Annotated in this window: 23 protein-coding genes and 1 tRNA gene; 14 read left to right on the forward strand and 10 right to left on the reverse strand. The window is 55.0% G+C overall.

The window, feature by feature from the left end:
* Positions 1-1,434: ABC transporter permease/substrate-binding protein (locus KH813_RS01605; protein ID WP_303992426.1), on the forward strand; the 1,434-nt coding region annotated here is incomplete at its 5' end.
* An 83-nt stretch (positions 1,435-1,517) separates the two neighbouring features.
* Here the strand turns inward: KH813_RS01605 and KH813_RS01610 are convergent.
* The 3 genes from KH813_RS01610 to KH813_RS01620 all read right to left on the reverse strand — a co-directional run bounded on the left by KH813_RS01610 (position 1,518) and on the right by KH813_RS01620 (position 6,688).
* Positions 1,518-2,477: a mechanosensitive ion channel family protein gene (locus KH813_RS01610; RefSeq protein WP_303992429.1), complete on the reverse strand. Its 960-nt coding sequence runs from the start codon at positions 2,475-2,477 to the stop codon at positions 1,518-1,520.
* 61 nt (positions 2,478-2,538) lie between these two features.
* Entirely contained in the window at positions 2,539-6,201 is a 3,663-nt protein-coding gene (cobN, locus tag KH813_RS01615) for a cobaltochelatase subunit CobN (protein WP_303992432.1), read from the reverse strand.
* 25 nt (positions 6,202-6,226) lie between these two features.
* Complete coding sequence (locus KH813_RS01620) at positions 6,227-6,688, reverse strand: hypothetical protein (protein WP_303992435.1); 462 nt, start codon at positions 6,686-6,688, stop codon at positions 6,227-6,229.
* A 148-nt stretch (positions 6,689-6,836) separates the two neighbouring features.
* Here KH813_RS01620 and KH813_RS01625 point away from each other — a divergent pair, with 148 nt between their 5' ends.
* The 5 genes from KH813_RS01625 to KH813_RS01645 all read left to right on the forward strand — a co-directional run bounded on the left by KH813_RS01625 (position 6,837) and on the right by KH813_RS01645 (position 10,498).
* A complete protein-coding gene (locus KH813_RS01625) occupies positions 6,837-7,277 on the forward strand; it encodes a somatostatin (protein ID WP_303992437.1) in 441 nt (146 codons plus the stop codon).
* Positions 7,277-8,578, forward strand: a complete 1,302-nt coding sequence (locus tag KH813_RS01630) for a nodulation protein NfeD (protein WP_303992440.1) — start codon at positions 7,277-7,279, stop codon at positions 8,576-8,578. Before KH813_RS01625 ends, KH813_RS01630 begins: the two co-directional genes overlap by 1 nt.
* A gap of 9 nt (positions 8,579-8,587) precedes the next feature.
* A complete protein-coding gene (gene floA / locus KH813_RS01635; RefSeq protein WP_303992443.1) occupies positions 8,588-9,556 on the forward strand; it encodes a flotillin-like protein FloA in 969 nt (322 codons plus the stop codon).
* 151 nt (positions 9,557-9,707) lie between these two features.
* The gene (locus tag KH813_RS01640) at positions 9,708-9,833 is read left to right on the forward strand and encodes a hypothetical protein (RefSeq protein ID WP_303992445.1); all 126 of its coding nucleotides are present in this window, start codon (positions 9,708-9,710) and stop codon (positions 9,831-9,833) included.
* Between the two features lie 68 nt (positions 9,834-9,901).
* On the forward strand, positions 9,902-10,498 hold the full coding sequence (locus KH813_RS01645; RefSeq protein ID WP_303992448.1) for a hypothetical protein: 597 nt from the start codon (positions 9,902-9,904) through the stop codon (positions 10,496-10,498).
* Positions 10,499-10,575: 77 nt separating this feature from the next.
* Here the strand turns inward: KH813_RS01645 and KH813_RS01650 are convergent, their stop codons facing one another.
* Positions 10,576-11,448, reverse strand: a complete 873-nt coding sequence (locus tag KH813_RS01650) for an HAD family hydrolase (RefSeq protein ID WP_303992450.1) — start codon at positions 11,446-11,448, stop codon at positions 10,576-10,578.
* Positions 11,449-11,463: 15 nt separating this feature from the next.
* On the reverse strand, positions 11,464-13,515 hold the full coding sequence (nrdJ, locus tag KH813_RS01655; protein WP_303992452.1) for a ribonucleoside-triphosphate reductase, adenosylcobalamin-dependent: 2,052 nt from the start codon (positions 13,513-13,515) through the stop codon (positions 11,464-11,466).
* A 278-nt stretch (positions 13,516-13,793) separates the two neighbouring features.
* Here nrdJ and KH813_RS01660 point away from each other — a divergent pair, with 278 nt between their 5' ends.
* From KH813_RS01660 to KH813_RS01675, 4 genes are read left to right on the forward strand one after another with little or no spacing between them, the layout of a single operon-like run.
* On the forward strand, positions 13,794-14,561 hold the full coding sequence (locus KH813_RS01660) for a S9 family peptidase (RefSeq protein ID WP_303992454.1): 768 nt from the start codon (positions 13,794-13,796) through the stop codon (positions 14,559-14,561).
* Positions 14,558-15,073, forward strand: coding sequence for a pyridoxamine 5'-phosphate oxidase family protein (locus KH813_RS01665; protein WP_303992456.1), 516 nt, complete (start codon positions 14,558-14,560; stop codon positions 15,071-15,073). Before KH813_RS01660 ends, KH813_RS01665 begins: the two co-directional genes overlap by 4 nt.
* 20 nt (positions 15,074-15,093) lie before the next feature.
* Complete coding sequence (larA, locus tag KH813_RS01670) at positions 15,094-16,365, forward strand: nickel-dependent lactate racemase (protein WP_303992458.1); 1,272 nt, start codon at positions 15,094-15,096, stop codon at positions 16,363-16,365.
* A 9-nt stretch (positions 16,366-16,374) separates the two neighbouring features.
* Positions 16,375-16,632, forward strand: coding sequence for a DUF951 domain-containing protein (locus tag KH813_RS01675; protein WP_159822837.1), 258 nt, complete (start codon positions 16,375-16,377; stop codon positions 16,630-16,632).
* A gap of 43 nt (positions 16,633-16,675) precedes the next feature.
* Here the strand turns inward: KH813_RS01675 and KH813_RS01680 are convergent, their stop codons facing one another.
* Positions 16,676-18,637, reverse strand: coding sequence for a cation-translocating P-type ATPase (locus KH813_RS01680; protein WP_303992462.1), 1,962 nt, complete (start codon positions 18,635-18,637; stop codon positions 16,676-16,678).
* Between the two features lie 216 nt (positions 18,638-18,853).
* On the opposite strand from KH813_RS01680, the gene KH813_RS01685 reads away from it, so the two are divergent.
* Positions 18,854-19,423 carry a TetR/AcrR family transcriptional regulator gene (locus KH813_RS01685; protein ID WP_303992465.1) on the forward strand — a complete coding sequence of 190 codons (570 nt, stop codon included), beginning with the start codon at positions 18,854-18,856 and terminating at the stop codon, positions 19,421-19,423.
* Positions 19,424-19,600: 177 nt separating this feature from the next.
* On the opposite strand, the gene rpsR is transcribed toward KH813_RS01685, so the two are convergent.
* From rpsR to rpsF, 3 genes are read right to left on the reverse strand one after another with little or no spacing between them, the layout of a single operon-like run.
* The gene (gene rpsR / locus KH813_RS01690) at positions 19,601-19,831 is read right to left on the reverse strand and encodes a 30S ribosomal protein S18 (protein ID WP_303992469.1); all 231 of its coding nucleotides are present in this window, start codon (positions 19,829-19,831) and stop codon (positions 19,601-19,603) included.
* Positions 19,832-19,856: 25 nt separating this feature from the next.
* Positions 19,857-20,321: a single-stranded DNA-binding protein gene (locus tag KH813_RS01695; protein ID WP_075939307.1), complete on the reverse strand. Its 465-nt coding sequence runs from the start codon at positions 20,319-20,321 to the stop codon at positions 19,857-19,859.
* A 15-nt stretch (positions 20,322-20,336) separates the two neighbouring features.
* Positions 20,337-20,627, reverse strand: a complete 291-nt coding sequence (rpsF, locus tag KH813_RS01700) for a 30S ribosomal protein S6 (protein WP_303992472.1) — start codon at positions 20,625-20,627, stop codon at positions 20,337-20,339.
* A gap of 228 nt (positions 20,628-20,855) precedes the next feature.
* Here rpsF and KH813_RS01705 point away from each other — a divergent pair, with 228 nt between their 5' ends.
* The 3 genes from KH813_RS01705 (at position 20,856) to KH813_RS01715 (ending at position 22,916) form a co-directional block, all read left to right on the forward strand.
* The gene (locus KH813_RS01705) at positions 20,856-21,812 is read left to right on the forward strand and encodes a magnesium transporter CorA family protein (protein ID WP_303992474.1); all 957 of its coding nucleotides are present in this window, start codon (positions 20,856-20,858) and stop codon (positions 21,810-21,812) included.
* A 51-nt stretch (positions 21,813-21,863) separates the two neighbouring features.
* Positions 21,864-21,952: transfer RNA gene (locus tag KH813_RS01710), tRNA-Ser, on the forward strand.
* Positions 21,953-22,133: 181 nt separating this feature from the next.
* The gene (locus KH813_RS01715) at positions 22,134-22,916 is read left to right on the forward strand and encodes a Fic family protein (protein ID WP_303992478.1); all 783 of its coding nucleotides are present in this window, start codon (positions 22,134-22,136) and stop codon (positions 22,914-22,916) included.
* Here KH813_RS01715 and KH813_RS06855 read toward each other — a convergent pair.
* On the reverse strand, positions 22,836-23,033 hold the full coding sequence (locus KH813_RS06855; protein ID WP_369694423.1) for a glucuronate isomerase: 198 nt from the start codon (positions 23,031-23,033) through the stop codon (positions 22,836-22,838). The two genes, KH813_RS01715 and KH813_RS06855, sit on opposite strands and share 81 nt — an antisense overlap.
* Between the last annotated feature and the right edge of the window lie 2 nt (positions 23,034-23,035).

Below are 23,035 nucleotides of genomic sequence, written 5' to 3' on the forward strand. Positions count from 1 at the left end.
CAAGCGCCGGTATTGCAAACGGCGAATATCATGCAGGCGATTCCGAGCATGGCGCTGTTGGGCTTCGCGATTCCCTTCTTCGGAATCGGTCGCGTGCCGGCGGTCCTCGTCGTCATTATTTATTCCCTCTTGCCCATCATCAAAAACACGTACACGGGGCTGACGCAAATTTCTCCCGACACCAAAGAAGTTGCGGTCGGAATCGGTCTTTCCCCTTGGCAAGTGCTGCGTAAAGTGGAATTTCCGCTGGCGCTGCCCGTCATCATGGCCGGAATCCGTATCAGCGCCGTCACCGCGGTCGGTTTAATGACGATCGCGGCCTTCATCGGCGCGGGCGGCTTGGGTGATCTCGTCTTCGCCGGCATTCGCACCGTCGATAGCAATATGATTCTCGCGGGCGCGATCCCCGCCTGTTTGCTGGCGCTCGCCGTGGACTACCTGCTCGGCCTCGTGGAAGAACTCGTTACGCCGATGGCCACCCTGATTACGCCGGAACATACGCGCTCGATGATCAAAAAAGAACGCCGCCGCGCCAAATGGCTGATCGGTCTCGTCATGGCGCTTCTCATCATCGGCGCGGGAAACGCCGCCTGGCGCAATTGCGCCGAAACGCAAAGCGATATCATCGTCGGCTCGAAAGATTTCACGGAAGGCGTCATCATGGCGCATCTGATGGCGGATATGATCGAAGACCGCACCGATCTGCGCGTCACCCGTCACACGAACCTCGGCGGCACGCAAGTCGCCTATGAGGCCTTGAAAACGGGCAGCATCGATCTCTACATGGATTACACCGGCACCGTCTATGTTTCCATATTGCGCCACGAGCCGCTGACCGATGTCGATGAAGTATATCGTCGCAGTCGCGATGAGCTGGCAGCCATGGGCATCCTGATGCTCCCGCAATACGGTTTCGACAATACGTACGCGCTCGCCGTACGGCAAGACACCGCCGAGCGATACCGCTTGCAAACAATGAGCGATTTGATCGCCGCGGCGCCGCACTTGGTCGTCGGCTCTACGTTCGAATTTACCAATCGCAAAGACGGACTTCCCGGTCTGACCGCTTACTACGGCATGAATTTCGCCGGCACCACCGGACTGGACGGCTCCTCGCGTTACATCGCCCTCCTTAATGATGACGTGCAGGTCGTCAACGCGTATACCACCGACGGCTTGGTACGTAAATTCAATTTGGTCATGCTCGCCGATGATCGGCACTACTTCCCTCCGTACTTCGCGACTCCGCTCTTGCGTACGGACGCCGCGGAAAAACATCCGGAAGTCATCGCCGTTTTGAACGAACTGGGCTCGCATCTCACTAATCAAGTCGCGCAGGATTTGAACTACAAGGTCGACGAAGAGCAACAGGATCCGGCGAAAGTCGCGCGCGAATTTCTAAAGAGGGAAGGACTTTTGCATAAATTAAAATAAATAAAAAAGACACCGTACGGTGTCTTTTTATTTCATGATATATTTCCCAATGCTCATCGTCTGCGAGAGTGCGCTACGAACATTTATTCCGCTTTGTTCTGCTCCGGCGACACGCCCGCCAGAGGCGGCGCATCTTCCGCTTTTTCCAACACCAGCACGCGGTGCGGGAACGGAATATCAATGCCGTTCGCGTCAAAAGCTTCCTTGATCGATTGCATTAAGCGATGATACGTCGGCCAATATTCCAACGAATCCACTTCGGGGCGCATATACACGCGCACGCTGTTATCGGCGAATTCACGCACGCCGATCAGCATATCGTCCGCATTCAGAACACCGCCGTCACGTTTGACGACATCTTTCAAAACGCTGACGACCTGATTCAAGTCGGAACTGTACGCCACATCAAGCAAAAGCTCCATGCAACGCGTCGGATATACGGAATAATTGACGATCGCGTTCGAGATCATCACCGCGTTCGGCACGACGGTTTCCTGGCGACCGATCGTGCGCAAGTGCGTATTCATCAGCGTAATCTGCGTCACGGTCCCCTCCGCGCTGCTGACCTGCACGTAATTTCCGATCCGAAACGGTCGGAAAACCAGGATCAGAATGCCGGCCGCCATGTTGCTGATATTGTCTTTTAAGGCCAAGCCGACGCCTAAACCCATACCACCCAAGGCCATGACAAACGAGTCTGTCGGCACGCCGATTTTGTTCAGCGCCGCCAACGCGACCAGGATCAGAATGAAAAAATATAAGCCCTGCGTCACGAAATCGACTACCAGCTGATCCATGCGGGAGCGTTTCATCATCCGCGCCAGACTGTCACGCAGAAAGCGGGCGATGTAGTAACCGATCGCGAAGATCAATATCGCCATCAGAAAATCAACCATGTGCGATGCCAGATAATCCCAGGCATTGGCGGTCCATTGCGCGGCGGTGTCGACCTGCTCGGTGACCTCGTGGCTGACATTCGTGGCCGCCTTGCCCACCTTATCATGTACATTATTGGCCAAATCGGCCGATGTTTTTGTCTCCATAATACCTACCCATCATTGTATTGTTTATCTTTATGCGTACGTTGTGTCTTTTTCGTAAAAATTATTCGCTGCGTTCTTCCAAATCGCCTTCGGTCGCAAGGTAAATGTCTCGCAGTTCGGCGAGCATTTCTTCCGGCGCGTTCCACATGCCGCGTTGTCGCGCTTCAAGCATCGTCTCGCTGATTTCGTGCAGCGCCCAGGGATTGACTTTTTGCATCCATTCCCGCACTTCGGGATCGAGCACGTAGGATTCAGTGATGCGATTGTAAAGCGCGTCATTCATGACGCCCGACGTCGCGTCCCAACTGTAGGAAAGCATCGCTCGCTTGGCAAGTTCCAGCGCGCCTTTATAACCGTGCTCCATCATGCCTTTGATGTATTTCGGGTTAAGCGCTTCGCCCTGCACGACACGTTGAAATTCTTCGGCGAGCGTGCGCACCTGCACCCGACTGCGCTGCGAGCTGTCGCCGACGTAGGAACGCGGCGCCTTCCCGCCCAAAGCGCGGCTGGCCGCCACCATGCCGCCATGGTACGCGTTGAAATCGTCCGAACTCATTAGGTTCAGATCGCTCGTGTCTTCGTTTTTCACGGTGACGTCAAGCGTTTTGAGACGTTGCGCGAAGGCCTCTTTCGACGCGTGCGCCGCGCCGTTTTCATCGTAAGCGTAGCCGCCCCATGCCAAGTACGCGTCGGCGAGATCGGATTCGTTTTCCCAATTTTTTTCATCCAACACATTGCCGACACCGGCGCCGTACGCGCCGGGCGGACAACCGAAGACGCGGTACCGCGCCTCTTTGAGCGCCGCCGCGGGATCGGTTCCCGCCGCAGCCAGTTCCGCCGCGTCCGCTTCGATATGTTTTTTAACAAAATTAATATTCGTCGGTTCGTCCAGATCCGCGACCAACGCGACCGCCTGATTGATGAGCGCGACCGCCTGCGGCAACGAATCGCGCACCAGGCCGCTGATACGCGCGGTCACATCGATGCGCGGACGACCGAGTTCGTTAAGCGGAAGCACTTCGAGCCGTTCCACGCGTCCCGTTTCCGCCCGCCAAACCGGTTTGACGCCGAGCAAATATAAAATTTCCGCGATACACTGACCGTTGCTACGCAAGTTCGGGCCGGCCCAAACGATGATGCCGACCTGTTCGGGATACTTGCCTTCTTCCGCCACGTATTGTTCCAAGAGCGCGTCGCCCAGCGCCGTGCCCAATTTCCACGCGGTCGCCGACGGCATTTTCGTCGGATCGATGCCGTAAAAATTGCGTCCGGTCGGCAGTACTTCCAAATTGCCCGACGCGGCCGATCCGCCCGGGCCCGCCGGCACCATCACGCCGGACAGCGCGCCGACAAGGTTCGTCAATTCCGCGCCGACGCCTTGAATTTTCGGCAAAATCGATTCGGTGATCAACGCCAGCACCGCGTCCAACGCGGGCGATTGCGGCGTATCCGCGACGAGATCCCGCCAGGTATCCGCCTGCCAGTCACGCGCGGCGAGCGCTCGTAAAAGTTCCTCCGCTTTGCGGTCGACGTCGCGTTTTTGCGCGAGTTCTTCCGGCGTGGCGAGAGGTTTTTGCGCAATGTCCGCGTAGGGGACGTCGAGCGCTTCCGCGAGCGCATCGACAAGCGACGGCACATCGCCGTGCGCCACCGCGACAAGTTTGCGCACGAGCGCGTATAATTTATCCCCTGTCGGCACTTCTCCCAAAATATGCAGACCGGTATGCGTTTCACTGCTTTCCATATCGTCCAGGAAATTGTGCACTTTAAGCATGTACTCTTCCTGATTGTCCGCCGTCGGTGTGCCGAACACTTCGGTCATGCCCAGTTTTTCCACCAAGGCCGCGATATCCGCGACCACGCTTTCCGTGTGTTTCGGTTCGTAGATTTTGTAATGCCGATACTCATCCAAAAGCGGCGCCAGCGCTTCCCAGTCGCCGTACAGACCGCCTTGCGCCGTCGGCGCGGGCAGGTAGCCGATCAACGCCGCCTGACCGCGGCGCTTGGCCTGAATGCCTTCGCCGATAATCGTCGTTAAATAGGGGTAAATATTTGGCATGTCGTCCATCGTAATTTGCGAGTAACATTCATCCGACAGGCCCATTTGTTTGCCGGGCAGCCATTCCTGCGAGCCGTGCGTGCCGAGGTGAACGAACGCGTCCGCGCCGAACACGTCGCGCAAGTAATGGTAGTACGCCAAGTAATGATGCGTCGGCGCAAGCGTCGGACTGTGAATGATCGCCGACGGGTCCTCACCGAAACCGCGCGGCGGTTGCAGTGCGATGTAAATATTGCCGCGCCGTAAGCCCGGCAGCAAAAGTTCTTCGTCATTGTTGACAAAGGCGTCGCCCGGCGCGTTTCCCCATGTGTCATTCATCTTTTGGACAACGCTTGCGGGCAATGTTTTTTCATACTTGATAACATCGCCGCCCGCGATTTTCGTCGCGTCGCGTTGCATCGTTTCGCTCAGATAACGACGGTCATTGGTCATGTGCGCGAGCACTTCTTCCCAAAGCTCCGCCGCCGTGTCCGGCAGCGCGCCGACATCGTAACCGTCTTTTTGCATGGCTTGCAAAAGACGGAACAGGCTCGCTCCCGAGTCGAGGTCCGCCGCGCAACCGATATTGGTATTATTCGCGGGGTAATTATGCAGCACGATCGCCACTTTTTTCGCCGCGTTCGGTTTGTGCCGCAGCGTCGCCCAGCGTTTCGCCTTGCGTACCAAAAGTTCCAAACCGTACGCCCAGGGTTCGCGTTGCGGCTCGCCGCCCGGTTCGACCTCGCGATGCGACGCGACCGGCCCGTGCAAGATGCCGTCCGTTTCAATCATCGCCACCGTCGCCGAGATTTCCGTCGGCGTGAGGCCGGCGGGATTGGCGCGCCAAGTCGCCTCATCCTGTTTGGAATGGTACGCCTGCAATGTCGGCACGCCGAGTTTTTCCAAAAACTTCGGATCGTTCGCGCGCCCCAGTCGCAACGACATGCGGTGGTTATTGATGACGACATCGGGCACGACTTTGCCGTCGGCGTCATAAAAATATTCCTGCACGCAGGTTTCGAGCGTGCGTTCCTGACTCGCGCCGCTGCCCCAATGCGTAAAAAGCGGCAACGCGTTCATGCCGGCGCATTCGATTTCCGCGATCAGCGCATTGTAAAAACGCAAATTGCCCCAAAGCCAATCATCGCGCAAGAAGAAAAACCCGACCGTATATTTATCCGGATCGAGATGCGCCGCGGCGAATTCCGCAAGCGTTCCGTACGGCTCTTCACCGGGATAGTATAATCCGTCCGTGCGCAGTTGTTCCGGTTCCGCCGTCGCGCCTTTGCCGATATGCAAAAAGGTATTCGCGAGATAGCGCCAGAGGTTTTCAATATTGCGCAAACCGCTGTACGCCAGATACTTCGTCATCCGTTCGATCGTTTCCGGCTCCACGCCGCGCGGACGGGCGGGGTTCGGTCCGTGCGCCAGCACCAGGTACGGCACATCGGGATACTCATTCAGCGCGTTCAGCGCTTCCTCCACCAGCGTCTGACCGCCCATGAACGACACCACGACCAGCGCCGCGTCTTGAAATGAGGGCGGAGTGAAATCCGTCACGTCACCGTTTTTGACCGAAATAACCTCGGCCGGAATCGTTTCATTTTTTTCGCGCAACGAGCGCAATGCCCGCGCGACGTGGTCAGCCTGACTGTCGATATTGGTCAGCCAATAAACTCGTTTCATAGTTTCTCCTTTGTATTTCTAGCCGTTAACTTTCCTGTTTCGCTTCCTGAAAGCGACGTAAAATCACACCGCGATCATGGGCGGAAAGTTCATGCCACGTGACCGGTATTACGCTCATACCGCCATTGCGATTGACTACATATAATTCGCGCCATGTCTCCGATACGCCGACAACCGAAGAGTATTCCACCGTGACGGTCCTTTTTTTGCCGAACGTTTCTCCAAGCAAGCCGCGGAGCGTCGTCGGCCGCAACGTGACTTCCATCGTCTCGGCATCGAGCACGACAAGCACGCGTTTGGCGCTGTGAATCAGCCAAACGCAAACTAAAACGGCCAGGGCGTATTCCCCTTGTAAAAGAGAACGCGGCGTCATCACCATTTGCATGCCGAAAACAATGCCCATCGCCGTGTAAATGAGTTGGAACGGAGCCGCCGCACGCACGGATGTCTCCAAAGTAATTTTCGTTAATGATTTTCGTTCCTGCATACAGCCTCCTTATATTATTGTAACGAACTCCCTCCCGACGGGCAAGGGCAATATGCGATCCGTCGCTTGCCGCGCGTTTGACACTGCTTTTTTCGTCAGGTATATTCAAGATATAAATGTTATTTTTCCGCTTTAGAAAGGAGATACTATGATAAAACGAATCAGCGCTCTTCTTTGCAGCGCGTGTCTGCTGGGAATCGCCGCCACCGTCGCGGCTCCGCCGCCCGTACCGCAGGCGATGCCGCCAGCCGTGCGTGAACTTTCCCCGCACCATCCGCAAGCGATCCGTTACTATTTGGACGATGCCGTGTGCGACGGCGTGATGACTCGCGAGGAAGCGGACGCTACTCAAAAGTATATGGAATTTCGTTACGAACGTCGGCAAAAGGATCTGGAATATGTCGCCGACATGACATTGGACGAACGCCGCGCGTATATGGCGCAAAAGCGCAAGGAGCGCGGCAATCCGCTGCTCGAATACGCGTGCTACGCGCATCTCACCATTGAGCGCGCGCAGGCGCTGATGAATTATTTTCACGCCGAAGCGAAGGGCGATAAATACGCCGCACAAATACAAGGCGCGTCATGATGCCGCGCCCTCGCTTTCATTGGCGCGTCCTTTGGTCACTCTGCCTTTTTTGCTGTTTGGCGCTGACCGCTTTTGCGCAAAATGTGGTGTTGGTACCGATCCACGGTGAAATCAACGCCCAAACCGCAGCGCAACTCCATCGGTCGCTTGCGACGGCGCAACGGGAAAACGCGCCGGTGGTACTTGATTTGGACAGTTTCGGCGGCGTCTTGACGCACGCCACCGCGATGCGCGATGAAATTCTCACTTCCCCGCAACGGGTGGTCGTCTACGTGCATCCGCGCGCCTGGTCCGCCGGCGCTCTCTTGGCGCTCGCCGGACAGGATCTCGTAATGGCGCCGGGCAGTTCCATCGGAGCGGCGGAACCGATTCCCGCCACCGAAAAAACGATTGCGGCCGTGCGCGGTGAGTTCGCCGCGACAGCGGAACGGCGCAACCGTTCTCCGGAACTCGCCGCGGCGATGGTCGATAAAACGCTCGGCTATCCGCCTTACGCCGCGCCGGGCACGATTCTTTCGCTGACGGAGCAACAGGCGCAGGCCGCAGGTCTCGCGCAGACGTCAGTGGAAGATTTGTCCTCATTGCTCGCGCATTACGGTTGGCAAAACGCCCACCTCATTACCGTCGCGCCCGAGTGGTCCGACACGCTTGTCGGCTGGCTCGCGTCGCCCTGGTTGCAAACCATTTTAATCGCGATTATTTTTGTTTCATTATTCGCGGAAATTAAAACCGCCGGCTTTTCCGGCGGCGGCCTCGTCGCTTTCGTGGCAACGGCCCTGCTCTTTTTCGGGCAATGGCAAACCGGCAATCCGTCGCTTTTGGCCGCGCTCATGCTCGCGGGCGGCGTGCTCATCATCTTGGGCGATATTTTCTTCGTCATGACCGGTTTTGTCACAGCGGCGGGGATCGCTTTATGCATCGGCGGTCTGTTCCTGTTGCTCGGCGGCAGCAGCTCGGCGCTGTATATCATCGCCGGCGGGCTGGTGCTCTCGATCATTATGTTCTGGCACCTGGCCAAACATCTGACAACAGGTCGGCTCTGGCGGCGGCTGACGCTTTCGCAACGGAGCGACAGCGCGTCGGGTTACACCAGCAATGATGACTATGCTTTTCTTACCGGACACGCCGGCATCACCGCCACGCCCTTACGACCGGCGGGCACGGCCAAAATCGACGGGCGTCCCTATGATGTCGTGACGCAGGGCGAATTCATCCCGCGCGGCACGCCGATCATTGTACGTCGCGTCATCGGTAATCGCATCATCGTCGCCGCACGTTCCGACAGCGAAAACGAATTATAAGGAGGAAATATGGACTTTGTTTTTCCCGGTTTTACCATTGTGCTGATTGTCTTTTTTATCTTGATTTTACAGCATTTCGTGCCGATTGGGCTGTGGATTTCCGCACTGGCGGCCGGCGTTCATATCAGCATCTTCGATCTCATCGGGATGCGCTTACGTCGCGTGCCGCCGCGCGTGATCGTCTTGCCGCTCGTCAAGGGCTCGAAAGCAGGCCTCGAGGTCAACGTCAACCAGCTGGAAGCGCACTACCTCGCCGGCGGTGATGTCGACCGCGTCGTCGACGCGCTGATCGCCGCGCACCGCGCTTCGATTCCGCTGACCTTCGAACGCTCCGCCGCGATTGATCTCGCCGGACGTAATGTGCTCGAAGCGGTACAGATGAGCGTTAACCCGAAAGTCATTGAAACGCCGATCATCTCCGCGATGGCGAAAAACGGTATCGAATTGCGCGTGCGGGCGCGCGTTACCGTTCGCGCCAACATCGACCGCTTAGTCGGCGGCGCCGGCGAAGCGACGATCATCGCGCGTGTCGGTGAAGGCATCGTCACGACGGTCGGCTCGTCCGAACGTCACACGGACGTCTTGGAAAACCCCGACCATATTTCGCGCACCGTGTTGGAAAAAGGTTTGGATGCCGGCACGGCCTTTGAAATTCTGTCCATTGATATCGCTGACGTCGATGTCGGACGCAACATCGGCGCGGAACTGCAAACCGACCAGGCGGAAGCCGACAAACGCATCGCGCAGGCGCGCGCCGAAGAGCGCCGCGCGATGGCGGTCGCCAAAGAGCAGGAAATGCGCGCTCAGACGCAGGAAATGCAGGCCGAAGTGGTCCGCGCGCAGGCGGAGGTGCCGATCGCGTTCGCGGAGGCTCTCAAGTCAGGCAAATTGGGCGTCATGGATTACTATCGTTTACAAAATATTAACGCCGACACGGAAATGCGTGAGGCGATTGCCAAACCGGAAAGTGAGGAATAATCATGGGTGTATTTTTACGAGCCGCGTTCTTTTTATCGTTTTTGCGCTTGGCGCTGTACTTCATCGCCGGCTGCGGCATCGCGTACGCGATTGCCAAATGGTTAAACCGTCGTTGACGGCTGGCCGCGCTTGGTAAAGGAGGCGTCAACGCATGGGATTTATCGGCAGTATCATCCGCGTCATCGCGGTAACGACCGCCATTTTACTGCAAGTGTTGCTCTACTTCACGCTCGGCCGCGGTCTTTTCCGTCTGTTTCGCAAAAAACGGAAACGCTGATAAAAAATCAAGACGGCAACGGCTTTCGTTGCTTTTGCCGAAGTTCACCGCACAGGAAAGGACAACCTATGGAGTCATTACTGGGCATCCTGCTTGTTATCGCTATCGTCATTGTCGATTCACTGCAATCCAAACGACGTAAAAAATCACAACATCATTCGCTGCCGACGGATCATCTCGACCCTTCCGCGCTGACGGAGATCACGCCGGAGGAATTCATCGAACGCATGAAAAAAGAATGGTTCGCGCCTTTCGAAGCGTCGCCGCCCGATGACGCGGACGATCCGTCGGTCACCGATCCCGTTCCGAAACAAGATCCGCCACCGGAACGCGCGCCGAAAGAAAAACCGCCTATGGAAACACCGGCGCGGCATTCGGGAATGCCGATCGAAGAACCCGGTCACTCCGCGACGTTGGCGCATGCCGGCCACGATCACGCCGGCCATCCGTTGCGTCAGGCGCCCGCCGCCGTACGCGATTTAAAAGAACCGTCGCTCGCGATCGGCAACGACAATCCGCTCGCGACGCTGAAAGCGACGCCCTTATCGGCGAGTCGCGTCGGCATGAAAGGTCGCCGCTTAACGCGCAAGGATTGGCGCAAAGGCATTATCATGGCCGCCATCTTCGGACCGCCGCGCGGCGATCAACCGTATGAATTACCGTAATAAAAAACCGCCGTATGGCGGTTTTTTTGTGTCTTCGTTTTGTATTTTTTTATTGTGTGATGCTAATTCGGAAAGATTTATTGACCTTGCTTTGCGTTCGCGAGTCGGCTCTTCGCGTCATGAAGGTCGGCTGCTTTGCGTCGCTCCAACTTTTCCCGCGTTGCCGTCTGCGCGATAATCGCGTCGATCAGCTGTTCCAGCGGCGCGCCTTGCCGATAATCCGCCGGCGCTTTGTACTGAATTCGCCCGTCGCGCAGTAAACCGTCCACCATGGCGGTCGATTCGCCCGGCGCGTACACGCCGATCGCGTGGCCGCCCGAGCTCGCCACCAGCTTCATGCACGGAATGTCCGTCGCGCTGTCGCCGATGTAGACGATATTGCGAAACGGCACGCGCATCTCTTCGTTCGGAAAATATTCATTGATGCGTTCGTCATTGACATCGAGCACGCCTTTCTTGATGCGAAACAGAAATTGCGTTTTATTCGTGTAGTTGACCGCTTGCGCCGGCCATACCGCCACCCCGTCTTCATCGTAGAAAAAGGAGCTCGCGTAAATCGCTTTGAATTCGTTCGCAATCGCCGTGCCCGCGATCATTTCCTTCAATCCGGACGAGATGATGTAATGCTCCACCTGCACGCCCGCAGCTTCCCCCAGCGCGCTCACATTGGCGAACCATTCGCGCACGCCCGGATACAACGGCACTTGCGCGCCGTACTCCGCCAGTCGCTCGCGCGTGAACAACACTTTGCCGCGCGCCGTCTTCGCCATCAGGTACATGTACGCAAGATTGCGATCCATTTCATTTTGTTCTGCAAGCTTGCGCGACTCTCGCCAAAAATCCTCCACGGCGAAGCCGACGGACTGGATGTAGCCCGCGGCCTGCATGTCGTCCGGAGAAAGCGTGTGGTCAAAATCATAGCAAATCGCCAAAATCGGCGCTTGTTCCATGCTCAGCACCTCGTTTTATTTGATCGGGCAAACTCCCGACGCGCATTCTTCCCGATCGTCCAAAATTTCAAATTCCTTGCCTTCGTTCCCCGTCGCCTGTTCGTAGTAATTCAGCAAATTTGGATTGAAGTCCTGCATCGTCGCCATCATCGCCTCGTACTCTTCCTTCGTGATCGCTTCGTACGGCGCGAGTTCATAGTGATGATCCGACAGGCTCAAAAATGAGCAGGCGAGCATTTCGTCCCAGTGATCGTACACGTTTTGGCAAACGTCGTCCCATTCGTCGTCTTTAATCGAAATCGTATTCGAACTGTTCTGCTCCGTGTAATGCTTTTGGAAATCGTAATACGTCTGCAGTTGCTCCATCGCCGACACATCGTACTTCGTGCGCTTGACCGGCGAATAGCACGGAAAATCGATGACTTTCGTGCGCACATTCGGTTCTTCCTGTCCCACTTCGGGATGCACGCTCCAGCCGAGCGCCTCCGCCGTCTTGGCAAGCGGGTCGCTGGCGTTAACGCGGATCCGGCGAATAAAATATTCGCTGTGCGAGTAATGCAATCCCGGACTGACGCCGCCCGCCACCAGCGAGAGCGTGCCTTCCGGTTTCACCGCCGTCACCAGGAGCGAACGCGGCGTGCCGAGCTCGTCCGCGTATTCATCCGCCGCCGCGCGGACCGCGTCATGCAGTTCCCGCATCAATTCGATCTGTTGCTCCCGATCGTAGCCGAGCGCGCTCATCGCGTCCTGCCAGCCCGTCATCGAGCAGCCGAGCAAACGGTCGCGCTGATGGGTTTGGTTCCAATCATGCAATTCGAGATTCATGCAGGTCATGCGGTAGCACGCGCGCGCGCTCAACCGTTCCGCCGCCAAAAGTTCCTCTTTCAGCAACTTGCCGTCTTTCACGAAGGCGAGAATATTGACCGTCGTCAAATTGCAGACGGAATTGCGCGGCAGTAAAATTTCAAAGCAGGGGTTCAAGCCCTCGAAATCGGCGCGACGGCGTTTGCCCTCCGCCGCATTCACGAAGCCCGGTTCGCCCGTGTAGCGCAAGGTGTGAAAAATTTGCTGCAAGCGTTCGCGCGACGGTTTTTCCGTAAAATAAATGCTGTTGTTGCTCATGAAGCGGTGGAATTTGTTCGGCGTAAGATCTGTTTTGGCCTCGATGACTTCATCGTCGTTCGGCGAAATAATCGCCGTTTCCGCCGTGCGACGTACGCCGCCGACCACCACGTTTTCGCCGATGATATTGCAAATATCGAGCACGTGGATCGGGCGCAACTGCCCTTCGACCGGCGCGGGCGCGAATTCTTCCGTCGTCAGCACTTTATGAATTTTTTCAAACATCGTCGCCAGCGATTCATACCCTGACGCGGTACCGCCGAACGTCACCAGCCGTTCGCCTTTCGGGCGCACGCCGTTGTAATTGATGCGGACCCGCTTAATTTTGCGGTAATCATGGCGCGTGTGAATATCGAGATAAAACTGCAGCGCCTGCACCCAGCCCTCTTTGGAATCGCCGACCACAATCGTCGCGATATCGTCCGTACGGAAAATAATCGACGTCGGATCGACGCGTTCATTCGACGGCAAAGGCTCAAACGGCAAGTTTTCCAAAATAACGTCATGGCGGAACTTCGGCAACTTCGCCACATCGTCTTTCAAAATGCGGAAGCCCACGCCCGTGCCGACCATCAAGAGGTAAAACAGATCGACAAACGCGTGCACATTATCCATCACCGTAAACGCGCAATTGAAATTCGCCGTGATCAGACTTTCCGACGCGCTCGAACCGCCGATCCACAAGCTGCGTCCCGAAATAAATTGACGCAGGTTAAACACATTGTCAAATAGCGCTTCCGCGTCTTCCTGATTTTCCGCCGCCATTTGGCAATTATACGTGAGCGCGCGCACGACGGTCTCCCGCCATGTTTCTCGCCGCCCTTCCTTCGCCAACCAACGCGAATACGTGCGATAGTAAACGAACTTCGCCAACTGCGTCATATGCGCCGGAAAATGCGGATATTGCTGAATAAATTCCTCACTGAAACCGGTAAAACGACTCATATTTCTCCTCCATACGATATCTTTGTAACCTGCAAACAGGTAATCAATAACTTGTATATCTATTATACATCTTCTTTTTTTAGTTACAAGATATTGTATAATGCAAAATTTGTATAAGCGTTTTGACAAGCGTCTGACAGCCCTTTGTGCCCGCGCAAAATTTTTTTCCTCTGCTTTCGTCTTCCGCGGGCGCGCGGTTGGCGGCGCATCGTTTTTGTAATAGAATGAAACTAAGCGTAAAACAATACGTTCCCGATAAAATAAAGGAGTCGAATGTAATGAGCGAACAAGCACGCGCGCTCATGGTGAATATCTCCACCATTACGCGCCAAGGCATCGATGCTATCCGCTACACCCCCGTCAATCCGCGCGGCCTGGTGATTTGGTACCACGGTTGGAGCTCGAAGATGGCCGGACAGGAACTGCGGGCGCTGGCCTTTGCGAACGCCGGTTGGGAGGTCATCGTGCCGGCGGCGATCTACCATGACAACCGCGGCGAAATCGATTACGAAGATCCGAAATCCTATCCGTACTTTTGGAAAACGCTGTTCCAGAACGTGCGCGAAAGCGATATTTGGATAGATTACGCGCGGGAAAACGGTTACAAATTAATCGTGCCGTCCGGCCATTCCATGGGCGGTTTCTCCGCGCTCGGCGTCGCCGCACAGCAAAAAGCGGTGTCCGGCGTGGTCGCGATCAACGGTTCCGGTCATTGGCCGCTGAGCCATCTTTTCTTCCAGGCGCGCTTCGGCCAAATGTATCCGCTGGCCGCTGAAATTAATAAAGATGTGGAGGAAATGTCGCCGCACATGCACGCACAGGCCCTCAAGAAAAAACCGTTCTACTTCATTCACGGCGCCGCCGACAACTCCGTTGATCCGCGCGCGGACGCGGCATTCGCCACCATTTTGCAAGATGCCGGCGCCGATGTCAAAACGGAATTCATTGACGATCTCGGTCACTTCGTGACGACAGGCATGCTCGTGTCCGCCACCGATTGGCTCGGCAACCGCTTTTTATATACGGGTAAAAAGGAGGAGCGATGAAATCGGTAGCAATGCGTCGACCGGAGCAGGCACTCAGCAATGCAGACTGTCAGGAAATTTTACAGAAGCACCATGAAGGCGTACTTGCTTTGATTGATGCCGACGGTCAACCGTACGCCGTTCCGCTCAATTATTGGTATCACGACAATACTCTTTATTTTCATGGCGCCCCGCAGGGACATAAAATGAGCGCCATCGCCGCGCACCCGCAAGGCTCGTTTTGCGTAATCGACCGCGCCGATATCCATGCAGCGGAATTTACTACGTATTTTAAAAGCGTTATCGCCTTCGGACCGCTCACCGTCGTCCGCGACGTAGCGGAAATAAAAGCGTTGATGCAGAGCTTCGGCAATCATTACCTGCCGCAACATGAGCACACGGCGGAAGCTTTCGTCGATCAATATCTGAATGAAGTCGCGGTTTTTTATCTCAAAATTGAAACACTGACCGGCAAGCAAGGCAGAGGTGTATTGAAAGAAGAAAAACTTCACGCCGCCGCGCAAATGATGTAAATCATTCGGAAAGGAGTCCCATGGAAACCACCTACACCTGGCCCTACGGCCGCCAAGAAATTTCATTTACATTGCCCGACGAACGGGTAAAAAATTGTTTAACCATGGCGCCAATGCAGCCGCTCGCCGATCCGATCCGCGCGATTCGTGAAGCGCTTTTGCATCCGATCGACTCCGCCCCTCTGCCGGAACTGATTGACGCCGGCGACAAAGTCGCGATCATCGTCAATGATACGACACGCATCGCGCACACGGATATTTTTTTGCCGGTCATCGTGGAAATGCTGAACGAGCGCGGCGTGGCCGACGAAGATATCACGATTCTTTTCGCGCTGGGCATGCATCGCCCGATGACGGACGAAGAAATGATTTCGCAAATCACGGAAGATCTCTTTCGCCGTCTGCGTACGGTCAACGCCGAAGCGCGGCATGACGAGGATTATATCAAAATCGGCACAACCTCGTACGGCACGCCGGTCGCGTTTCACAAAGACGCGCTGGCCGCGGATAAATTAATTCTGACCGGCAGCGTTGTTCACCATTTCTTCGCCGGTTTCGGCGGCGGGCGCAAAGCGCTCTTTCCGGGCGTGGCGCATCGGGAAACCATCCGCCACAACCACTCGCTGATGCTCGATCCGCACGCGGTCATCGGTGAGATCAAAACCAATCCGATCTACCTCGATCAGGTCGAAGGCTGTGAAATGCATCGTCCGACATTTTTGCTCAATACCGTCTTGAATGAAAAGAAAGAATTCATCGGTGTGTTCGCCGGTGACTACATCACCGCGCACGAAAAAGCCTGCGAGTTGGTCGACCGCATGAACGGCGTCGAAATTCCGCGCGAATATCCGATCGTCATCGTGACGTGCGGCGGCTATCCGAAAGACATCAATATTTACCAGAGCCAAAAAACGATGGACAACGCCGTTTGCGCCGTGCAGGAAGGCGGTGTCGTCATCTTGCTCGCCGCCTGTCCGGAAGGTTCGGGCAACAGTGAATTTGACGCGACGGTGCGCGCATATCCTTCGCCGAAAAAAATCGAAGCGTACGTGCGCGAAGATTTTCAAATCGGCCGTCACAAAGCGTACGCGGTTACGCGTCTGATGAAAAAAGCGGATTTCTATTTGCTTTCCGAAATGCCCGACGACGCGGCCCGCGCCGCCCTTTTCACGCCGGTGCATTCGGTCGAAGAAGCGCTGGCGCTGGCGGAACAAAAACTCGGTCCGAACGCGGACATTTGCCTCATGCCGCAAGGCAGCTACACGGTGCCACGGCTTGTGAAAAAGGCGTAAGGAGAAACCATGGCGTATTTAAAAGTAGATATCGGCGATATCGTCAACATGAAAAAACCGCATCCCTGCGGCAGTAAGGAATGGGAAGTCTTGCGCATCGGCGCGGATTTTCGCATTCGCTGCCGCGGTTGCGGTCATACCGTGATGATCGCCCGTCCAAAATTCATGAAAGCGGTGCGCGGCGTCGTTACCAAGGTCGCCGATCGCGACGATTTCGCGCCGCCGACCGACCATTCCTTTCCCGCGGACGATGCCGCGCAAAATTAACCAATAAAAAAAGACCTCGTACGAGGTCTTTTTTGTTGCGTCATCAGCCGCGGATGATATCGCGCGATAACGCGCTGCGAGTCGGGCCGGCATCCGCCTCCCGCACGCCGGTCAAAATTTTGGTTTCATAGAGCCAAATCGCGTGCAAGGACACGATAATCGAGCCCGCGTTGTGCACGATCGCGCCCGTCACCGGCGTCAGCCAACCGAAAAGCGATAAAATGACGCCGAGAATATTCAGCGACAACGCGATCGCCAAGTTGATGTGAATCGTGCGCAAGGTCTTTTGCGAAAGCCGCGCGAGGTACGGTAAGCGCGTCATGTCGCTCCCCGGCAAAATAATATCCGCCGCTTCAATCGCCATATCGCCCGCCGTGCCACCGATCGCGATTCCGACATCGGCGCGTTTCAGCGCCGCCGCGTCGTTCACGCCGTCGCCGACCATCGCCACGCGTCGGCCCGCTTTTTGCTGCGCGGCAATGTACTCTACTTTATCTTCCGGCAGCAGGCGCGCGTGTACTTCATCAATGCCCACGGTTGCGCCGACGAATTGCGCCGTTTGCATGTTATCACCCGTCAACATGACCGGCGTGAGTCGAGCGCGTTGCAACGCCGCCGTCACCGCCGGCATCTGCGCGCGCACCGTATCCGCGAAAGCGACCACGCCGATGAGTTGATCCGCTTGCGCCACAAGCACCGCAATCTTGCCGTTGCTACGTAACTTGTTCAGCGTGGCTTCCACCGTCGGCGCGATGTCGATTCCTTCTTGCGCGAGGTAACGTTCGCTCCCCGCGTAAAGAACGCTGCCGTCGGTCAGCCGAACGCGCACGCCGCGGCCGCCCGTCATCACAAAATCGGTATGCTCGGGCAGCGTGACGCCGACAGCTTGCGCCTTGTGCAGAATCGCCTTGCCGAGCGGATGCTCGCTTTGTTCTTCCGCCGCCGCCGCCAACGCCAAGACCTCTTGCGCGGAAACATCATCCCGCAGCGGCAACACATCCGTCACTGCGAGTTCGCCGGTCGTAATCGTGCCCGTTTTATCCAATGCGAGCGTATCGATGCGCCCCATTACTTCGAGCGCCGCCCCCGATTTGATAATCACGCCGGCCTTTGTCGCCTGTCCGATCGCCGCCACAATCGCCGTCGGCGTGGAAAGCGCAAGCGCGCACGGACAAAAGACGATCAGCACCGTCACGGTTCGATAAATCGTTTCCGTGAGCGGCGTGCCCCACCAAAAATTAAGCGCAAAAACGATAAGCGACAGGGCAATCGCCGTCGGCACGAGGTAGCGCACCCACCGATCCACCGTGCGTTGCACCGGCGCCTGCTCGTTTTCCGCTTCGCGCACCAAGCGCACCAGTCTTTGCATCGAAGCATCCGCGCCGACTTTCGTCGCGCGCATTTCGATCGCGCCGAAACCGTTCACCGTGCCGCCGAACACTTCCGAGCCGTCACGTTTATCCACCGGCAACGATTCGCCCGTGAGCATCGCTTCATCGACCGCCGTCGCGCCCGTCAGCACCACGCCGTCCGCCGGAATCGTTTCGCCCGGATGCACGCTCAGGCGATCACCGACGCGGATCTCTTCCGCTGCCACCATTTCCGTTTCGCCCGCGTCATTGATCCGCCGCCCCTGCGCCGGCGTCTGCGCCAAAATTTGCTCCAGGCCGCGACGCGCCCGTTGCACCGTGCGCCCTTCGAGCCATTCGCCGAACGCCATGATCCACGCCACTTCCGTCGCCGCGAACACTTCGCCCAGCGCGACGCAAGCGACCAGCGCGATCCCGACCAAAAGCCACGACGTTAATTCTTTTTCTTTTACGAGATACTCGATCCCGCCGAACAACAGCGGTATGCCCGCCAACAAAAGCACGCCCCAACCGGGATCATACATTTGCAAAAAAGCGTTATTCGTCAAATGTCCGTACGCGCTCACGAGCAGCAACACGGTCATCAGTACCATCATGCGCGGTCTAAGCGCCCACTCCCACCAGCGATCCCACATAGTTCCTCCTTGTCAAATCTACTCTGTATCGTTACAATGTAAGTATTTAATGAACACATTGTTTCTTATTTGTCTTCATTGTAAAAAATATTCAGTGCCTTGACCAGACGCAAACGAGAGGAATCGTTCATTACTGAATAGAATCTTACTTTTGTTCAATAAAATAATCGCTGTCGCGCGTGCAATTTTTTGCGTCGACGCGGAAAGGAAAATGCTATGGATCGCCGTCAAATCAAAACGCGCAACGCCATTTTTCAAGCGTTCACCGAACTTTTAACCCGCCGCCGTTACGCGCAAATCACCGTGCAACAAATCATCGACGCCGCCAATATCGGGCGTAGTACATTTTACTCCCACTTTCCCACGAAAGAGGCGCTCATGGAAGCGCTTTTGACCGAACTCTTCGGCCATGTTTTCGCCGGCGTCGGCGTGCATTGTCCCATTCCCGAATTCACACCGCAGGGCAACGGTTACCGCGCGTACACCACGCACATTCTCTACCACATCAGTAATCAGCGCGAAGCCTTTATGCGACTCTTGCGTTCCGACAGTCGCGACATCTTTTTGCGTTATCTCAAAGAGCATCTGAAATTGCAACTCGGCGAATATTGGCTCAATCACGAAGAAGGCGAACGCCCCGCCGTCCCCGCTGATTTTTTGCGCAACCATTTCGCCTGCACTTTTGTCGAAACCATTCACTGGTGGATCGAAAGCGACATGCGGCAAACGCCTGAAGAAATCGCCGGCTACTTCACCGCTGTCATGGACCCTCTGCTCGGCCGCTGAAATAAACGCGTTGTATAATCTGCGAAACCGCATCGGCATGCAGGGCTGTTAATTTATTCGTCCGTCATCAAACGCTTCACAAATGCCGTTTTGCTAAAAAAGCCATCGACATTACCGGCATGTTGGTAATATCGATGGCTTTTCACATACAAAAAAACCGCCCGAAGGCGGTTTTGATTAATCTACCGAAAACGGCAAGAGCGCAATCGCGCGAGCCTGTTTAATCGCCAGATTGATTTTGCGCTGATCTTTCGCGCAAGCACCGGTCACACGGCGCGGCAGAATTTTGCCGCGTTCGGAAATGAACCGACGCAGTAAATTGATATCTTTATAATCGACGTGCTGGATTTTGTCGGCGCAAATGGCGCAAACTTTCCGGCGCGGTCGACGTTGACGATCTCTTCTCATAATTTGCCTCCCTATCGGTCTTGCGTTAGAACGGGATATCGTCGTCGTTGCCATTACCGCCGAACACTTGTCCGCTCGGCTGGTTACCAAAGTTGCCGCCGGCTTGCGGCTGGGCACCGAACTGGCTGTAGTCAGCGCGCGGTTCCGGCGCAGCGGACGGCTGCTTGTCGTAATCGACGTTCGGCGCGACGAGGTTCGCTACGACTTCGGTGATGTAGCGTTTCTCGCCTTCCTGCGTCTCATACGAGCGGGTTTGGAAGCGACCTTCGACGAATGTGCGGGTGCCTTTTTTCAGGCGATTGCCGACGAGCTCGGCGAGTTTGCCCCACGCAACGACCGGAATAAAATCTGTACTTTCTCGTTTTTCCCCCTGCACGCTGACCCAGCTGCGGTTGACCGCAACGGTGAACGATGCGACAGGTTTTCCTGTTTTCGTGTAACGAACTTCAGGATCCCGGGTGAGGTTGCCGATGATTTGTACGGAATTCATAGTCTACCTCCGGACTTATTTGTCCTGTTTGACAATCAAATGACGAATGATTTTTTCATTGATCTTGATGACGCGGTCGATTTCTTTGACCTGCGCCGGATCAATGGCAAATTCAACGAGCACATAGTTGCCGTCGGTCTGCTTTTGAACTTCATAAGCGAGACGACGTTTGCCCATGCGGTCAATATTGTTCACCGTGCCGCCATTTTTGGTGATGAGGTCTTCGACGCGCTTCACAATCGCGTCAGCCGCCTCTTCGTCCAGTCCGGCATTGATGATGAACATGACTTCATAGTTTTTGTTCATTTGGACACCTCCTCTTTTGGACATATGGCCCTTTCGTACAAAGGGCTAGGAGCGGTATCTTTCGATACACAGCTTATATATTATAGCGTATTTATTTTTACTTTACAAGTTTTCTTTGGCGCGGCACTTTTGTTTTACGCCTCCGTATTGTATAATAGGCATGTCTGTGCGGGATGTTTTCGCCCGCGGAGCGTTCATGACAAGACGGAAATGAAAGGATGTGGAACGGTGCTCATCGCGTACAAACATGACGAAGATCAAATTCTGCAGGAGGTCGTGCCGGAAGCGGCAGAAAAAGGCTCCTGGCTTGACGTCGTGCATCCGACGGAAGAAGAATTGGTCCGCCTGGCCAAGATCACGCCGATTCCGATTGAAGATTTCCGTTCGGCATTGGACCCGGAAGAACGTTCCCACGTGGAATTGGAAGACGATTACATTTTCGTCGTCATCAATACGCCGGTCGTGCGCGAAACGGAAGACAGTTATGACGCATTGCCGCTCGGTATTTTTATTACCGAAAAACATTTTATCACGGTGGGACTGGAAGAAAACAATGTGCTCGCGCCGTTTCGCGGCAATACGTACAGCACGTTCCGCACGTACAAAAAAACGCGCTTTCTGTTCCAACTGATGAACCGGACCGCGACACTCTTTTTACAAGCCTTGGGGAAAATCAACAAGCGCACCGACGTCATCGAAGCCCGCTTGCGGGAAACGGCGGAAAATAAAGAGTTTTTCCAGCTGCTCGAACTTTCGAAATCGCTCACGTATTTCACCAGCGCGCTCAAAGCGAACGGCGTCGTGATGGAACGCCTCCTGCGTCTGCGCAACAACGTGCAGCCCCGCCCGCTTTTGAAAATGTACGAGGAAGATGAAGATCTGCTCGAAGACGTCATCATCGAAAACAAGCAGGCGATCGAGATGGTTCAGATGTATTCGCAAAACTCGAACAGCATGATGGACGCGTTCGCCTCCATCATCAGCAACAACTTGAGCCAGGTCATGAAACTGCTCACCTCCGTGACAATTTTGCTTACCGTACCGACGGCGGTATTCAGCCTGTGGGGAATCAATACGGGCGTGCCGTGGGAAGGTCAGATGATCGGTTTCTGGGGTGTCCTCGGCATCGCTTTTGTATCGACGGTGGTCGCCCTCCTCATTCTCTGGCGACGTCATTATTTATAATTTTCTTTCTTTTTAATGACGATTTCGGTAGAATAGAGAAGTCACAACCTTGGAGAGGTGTCCGAGTGGTTTAAGGAGCCGGTCTTGAAAACCGGTGATCCCGCAAGGGGCCGTGGGTTCGAATCCCACCCTCTCCGCCATTGAACCAAACCGTAGCGCGACCATGTCGCGCTTTTTTGCTACGCGAAATAAACGCGCCGTTACAAATCGAAGCATCAACGACTGAAAATCTGAAACCGTATGCGTATAGTATAATAAGAGCACAAGTAATAGTAATTTGTTTTCCGCCTTTACGAGATGCATGGACACGCAGAAAGGAACATGGCAATGTTGGATATCGCGAGCGCATTGCAGGTACTTAAAAACACATCTAACGGAATATATGACGATTTCAAAGTAAACTTTCTGTATCACACCAATAAAATTGAGGGAAGCACTTTTTCTCTGCCGGAAATAATAACGCTGCTGAAAGAGAATTTCGTCAGTGGTGATCATTCATGGAATGATGTTGCGGAAACTAAAAATTCACTGGCTTTATTCGATTATATTGTGGAAGACTATCAAAGTCCTCTTACCGTATTTAAGTTAAGAGAATATCATCAACTGTTAAAGCAATATACAACTGACGACGAGCACGGTTTCGCCGGCGTATTCAAAAAAATTCCCAACGTCATTATCGGTCCGTCCGGCAAACGCATCGCGGTCGCGCAGCCGCATGAAGTGCCGGAAAAAATAGACTATTTATTGGGAAAATACAATGAACGCCAAATGTCATTGCAAGATATGGCGGATTTTCATCTGGAATTTGAAACCATTCATCCGTTTCAAGACGGAAACGGTCGCATCGGTCGGTTTTTACTGCTCAAACAATGCTTGGCATGCAACCAAGATCCGATTTGCATTCATAGTGAAAGCGCGCAAGCTTATCGCAATGCATTACAGTTATCTCGTGTGGAAAAAAGCATTGAGCCGTTGGCAGAAGTATTTCAATCGGCGCAAAAAAATTTCAACGCGGAATTTCCATTAATATATGACATCCGAAAAAATTATGAGCAGGAAGTACGAGATATAATAAACAATCAGACAAAAATAAAGATGGAATAAAAAGAGCGGCAAGTAAAAAGGACGGGTGTAAGACAGGAAGCTACGGCTGTCGGTCAGCATGCCGACGAAGCGGCTCAGCAGGCCCAGTTGCGCCAGCTGTGTCATCTGACGTTCCATCC

Source organism: Negativicoccus succinicivorans (assembly GCF_018373335.1).
Lineage (GTDB): Bacteria > Bacillota > Negativicutes > Veillonellales > Negativicoccaceae > Negativicoccus > Negativicoccus succinicivorans_A.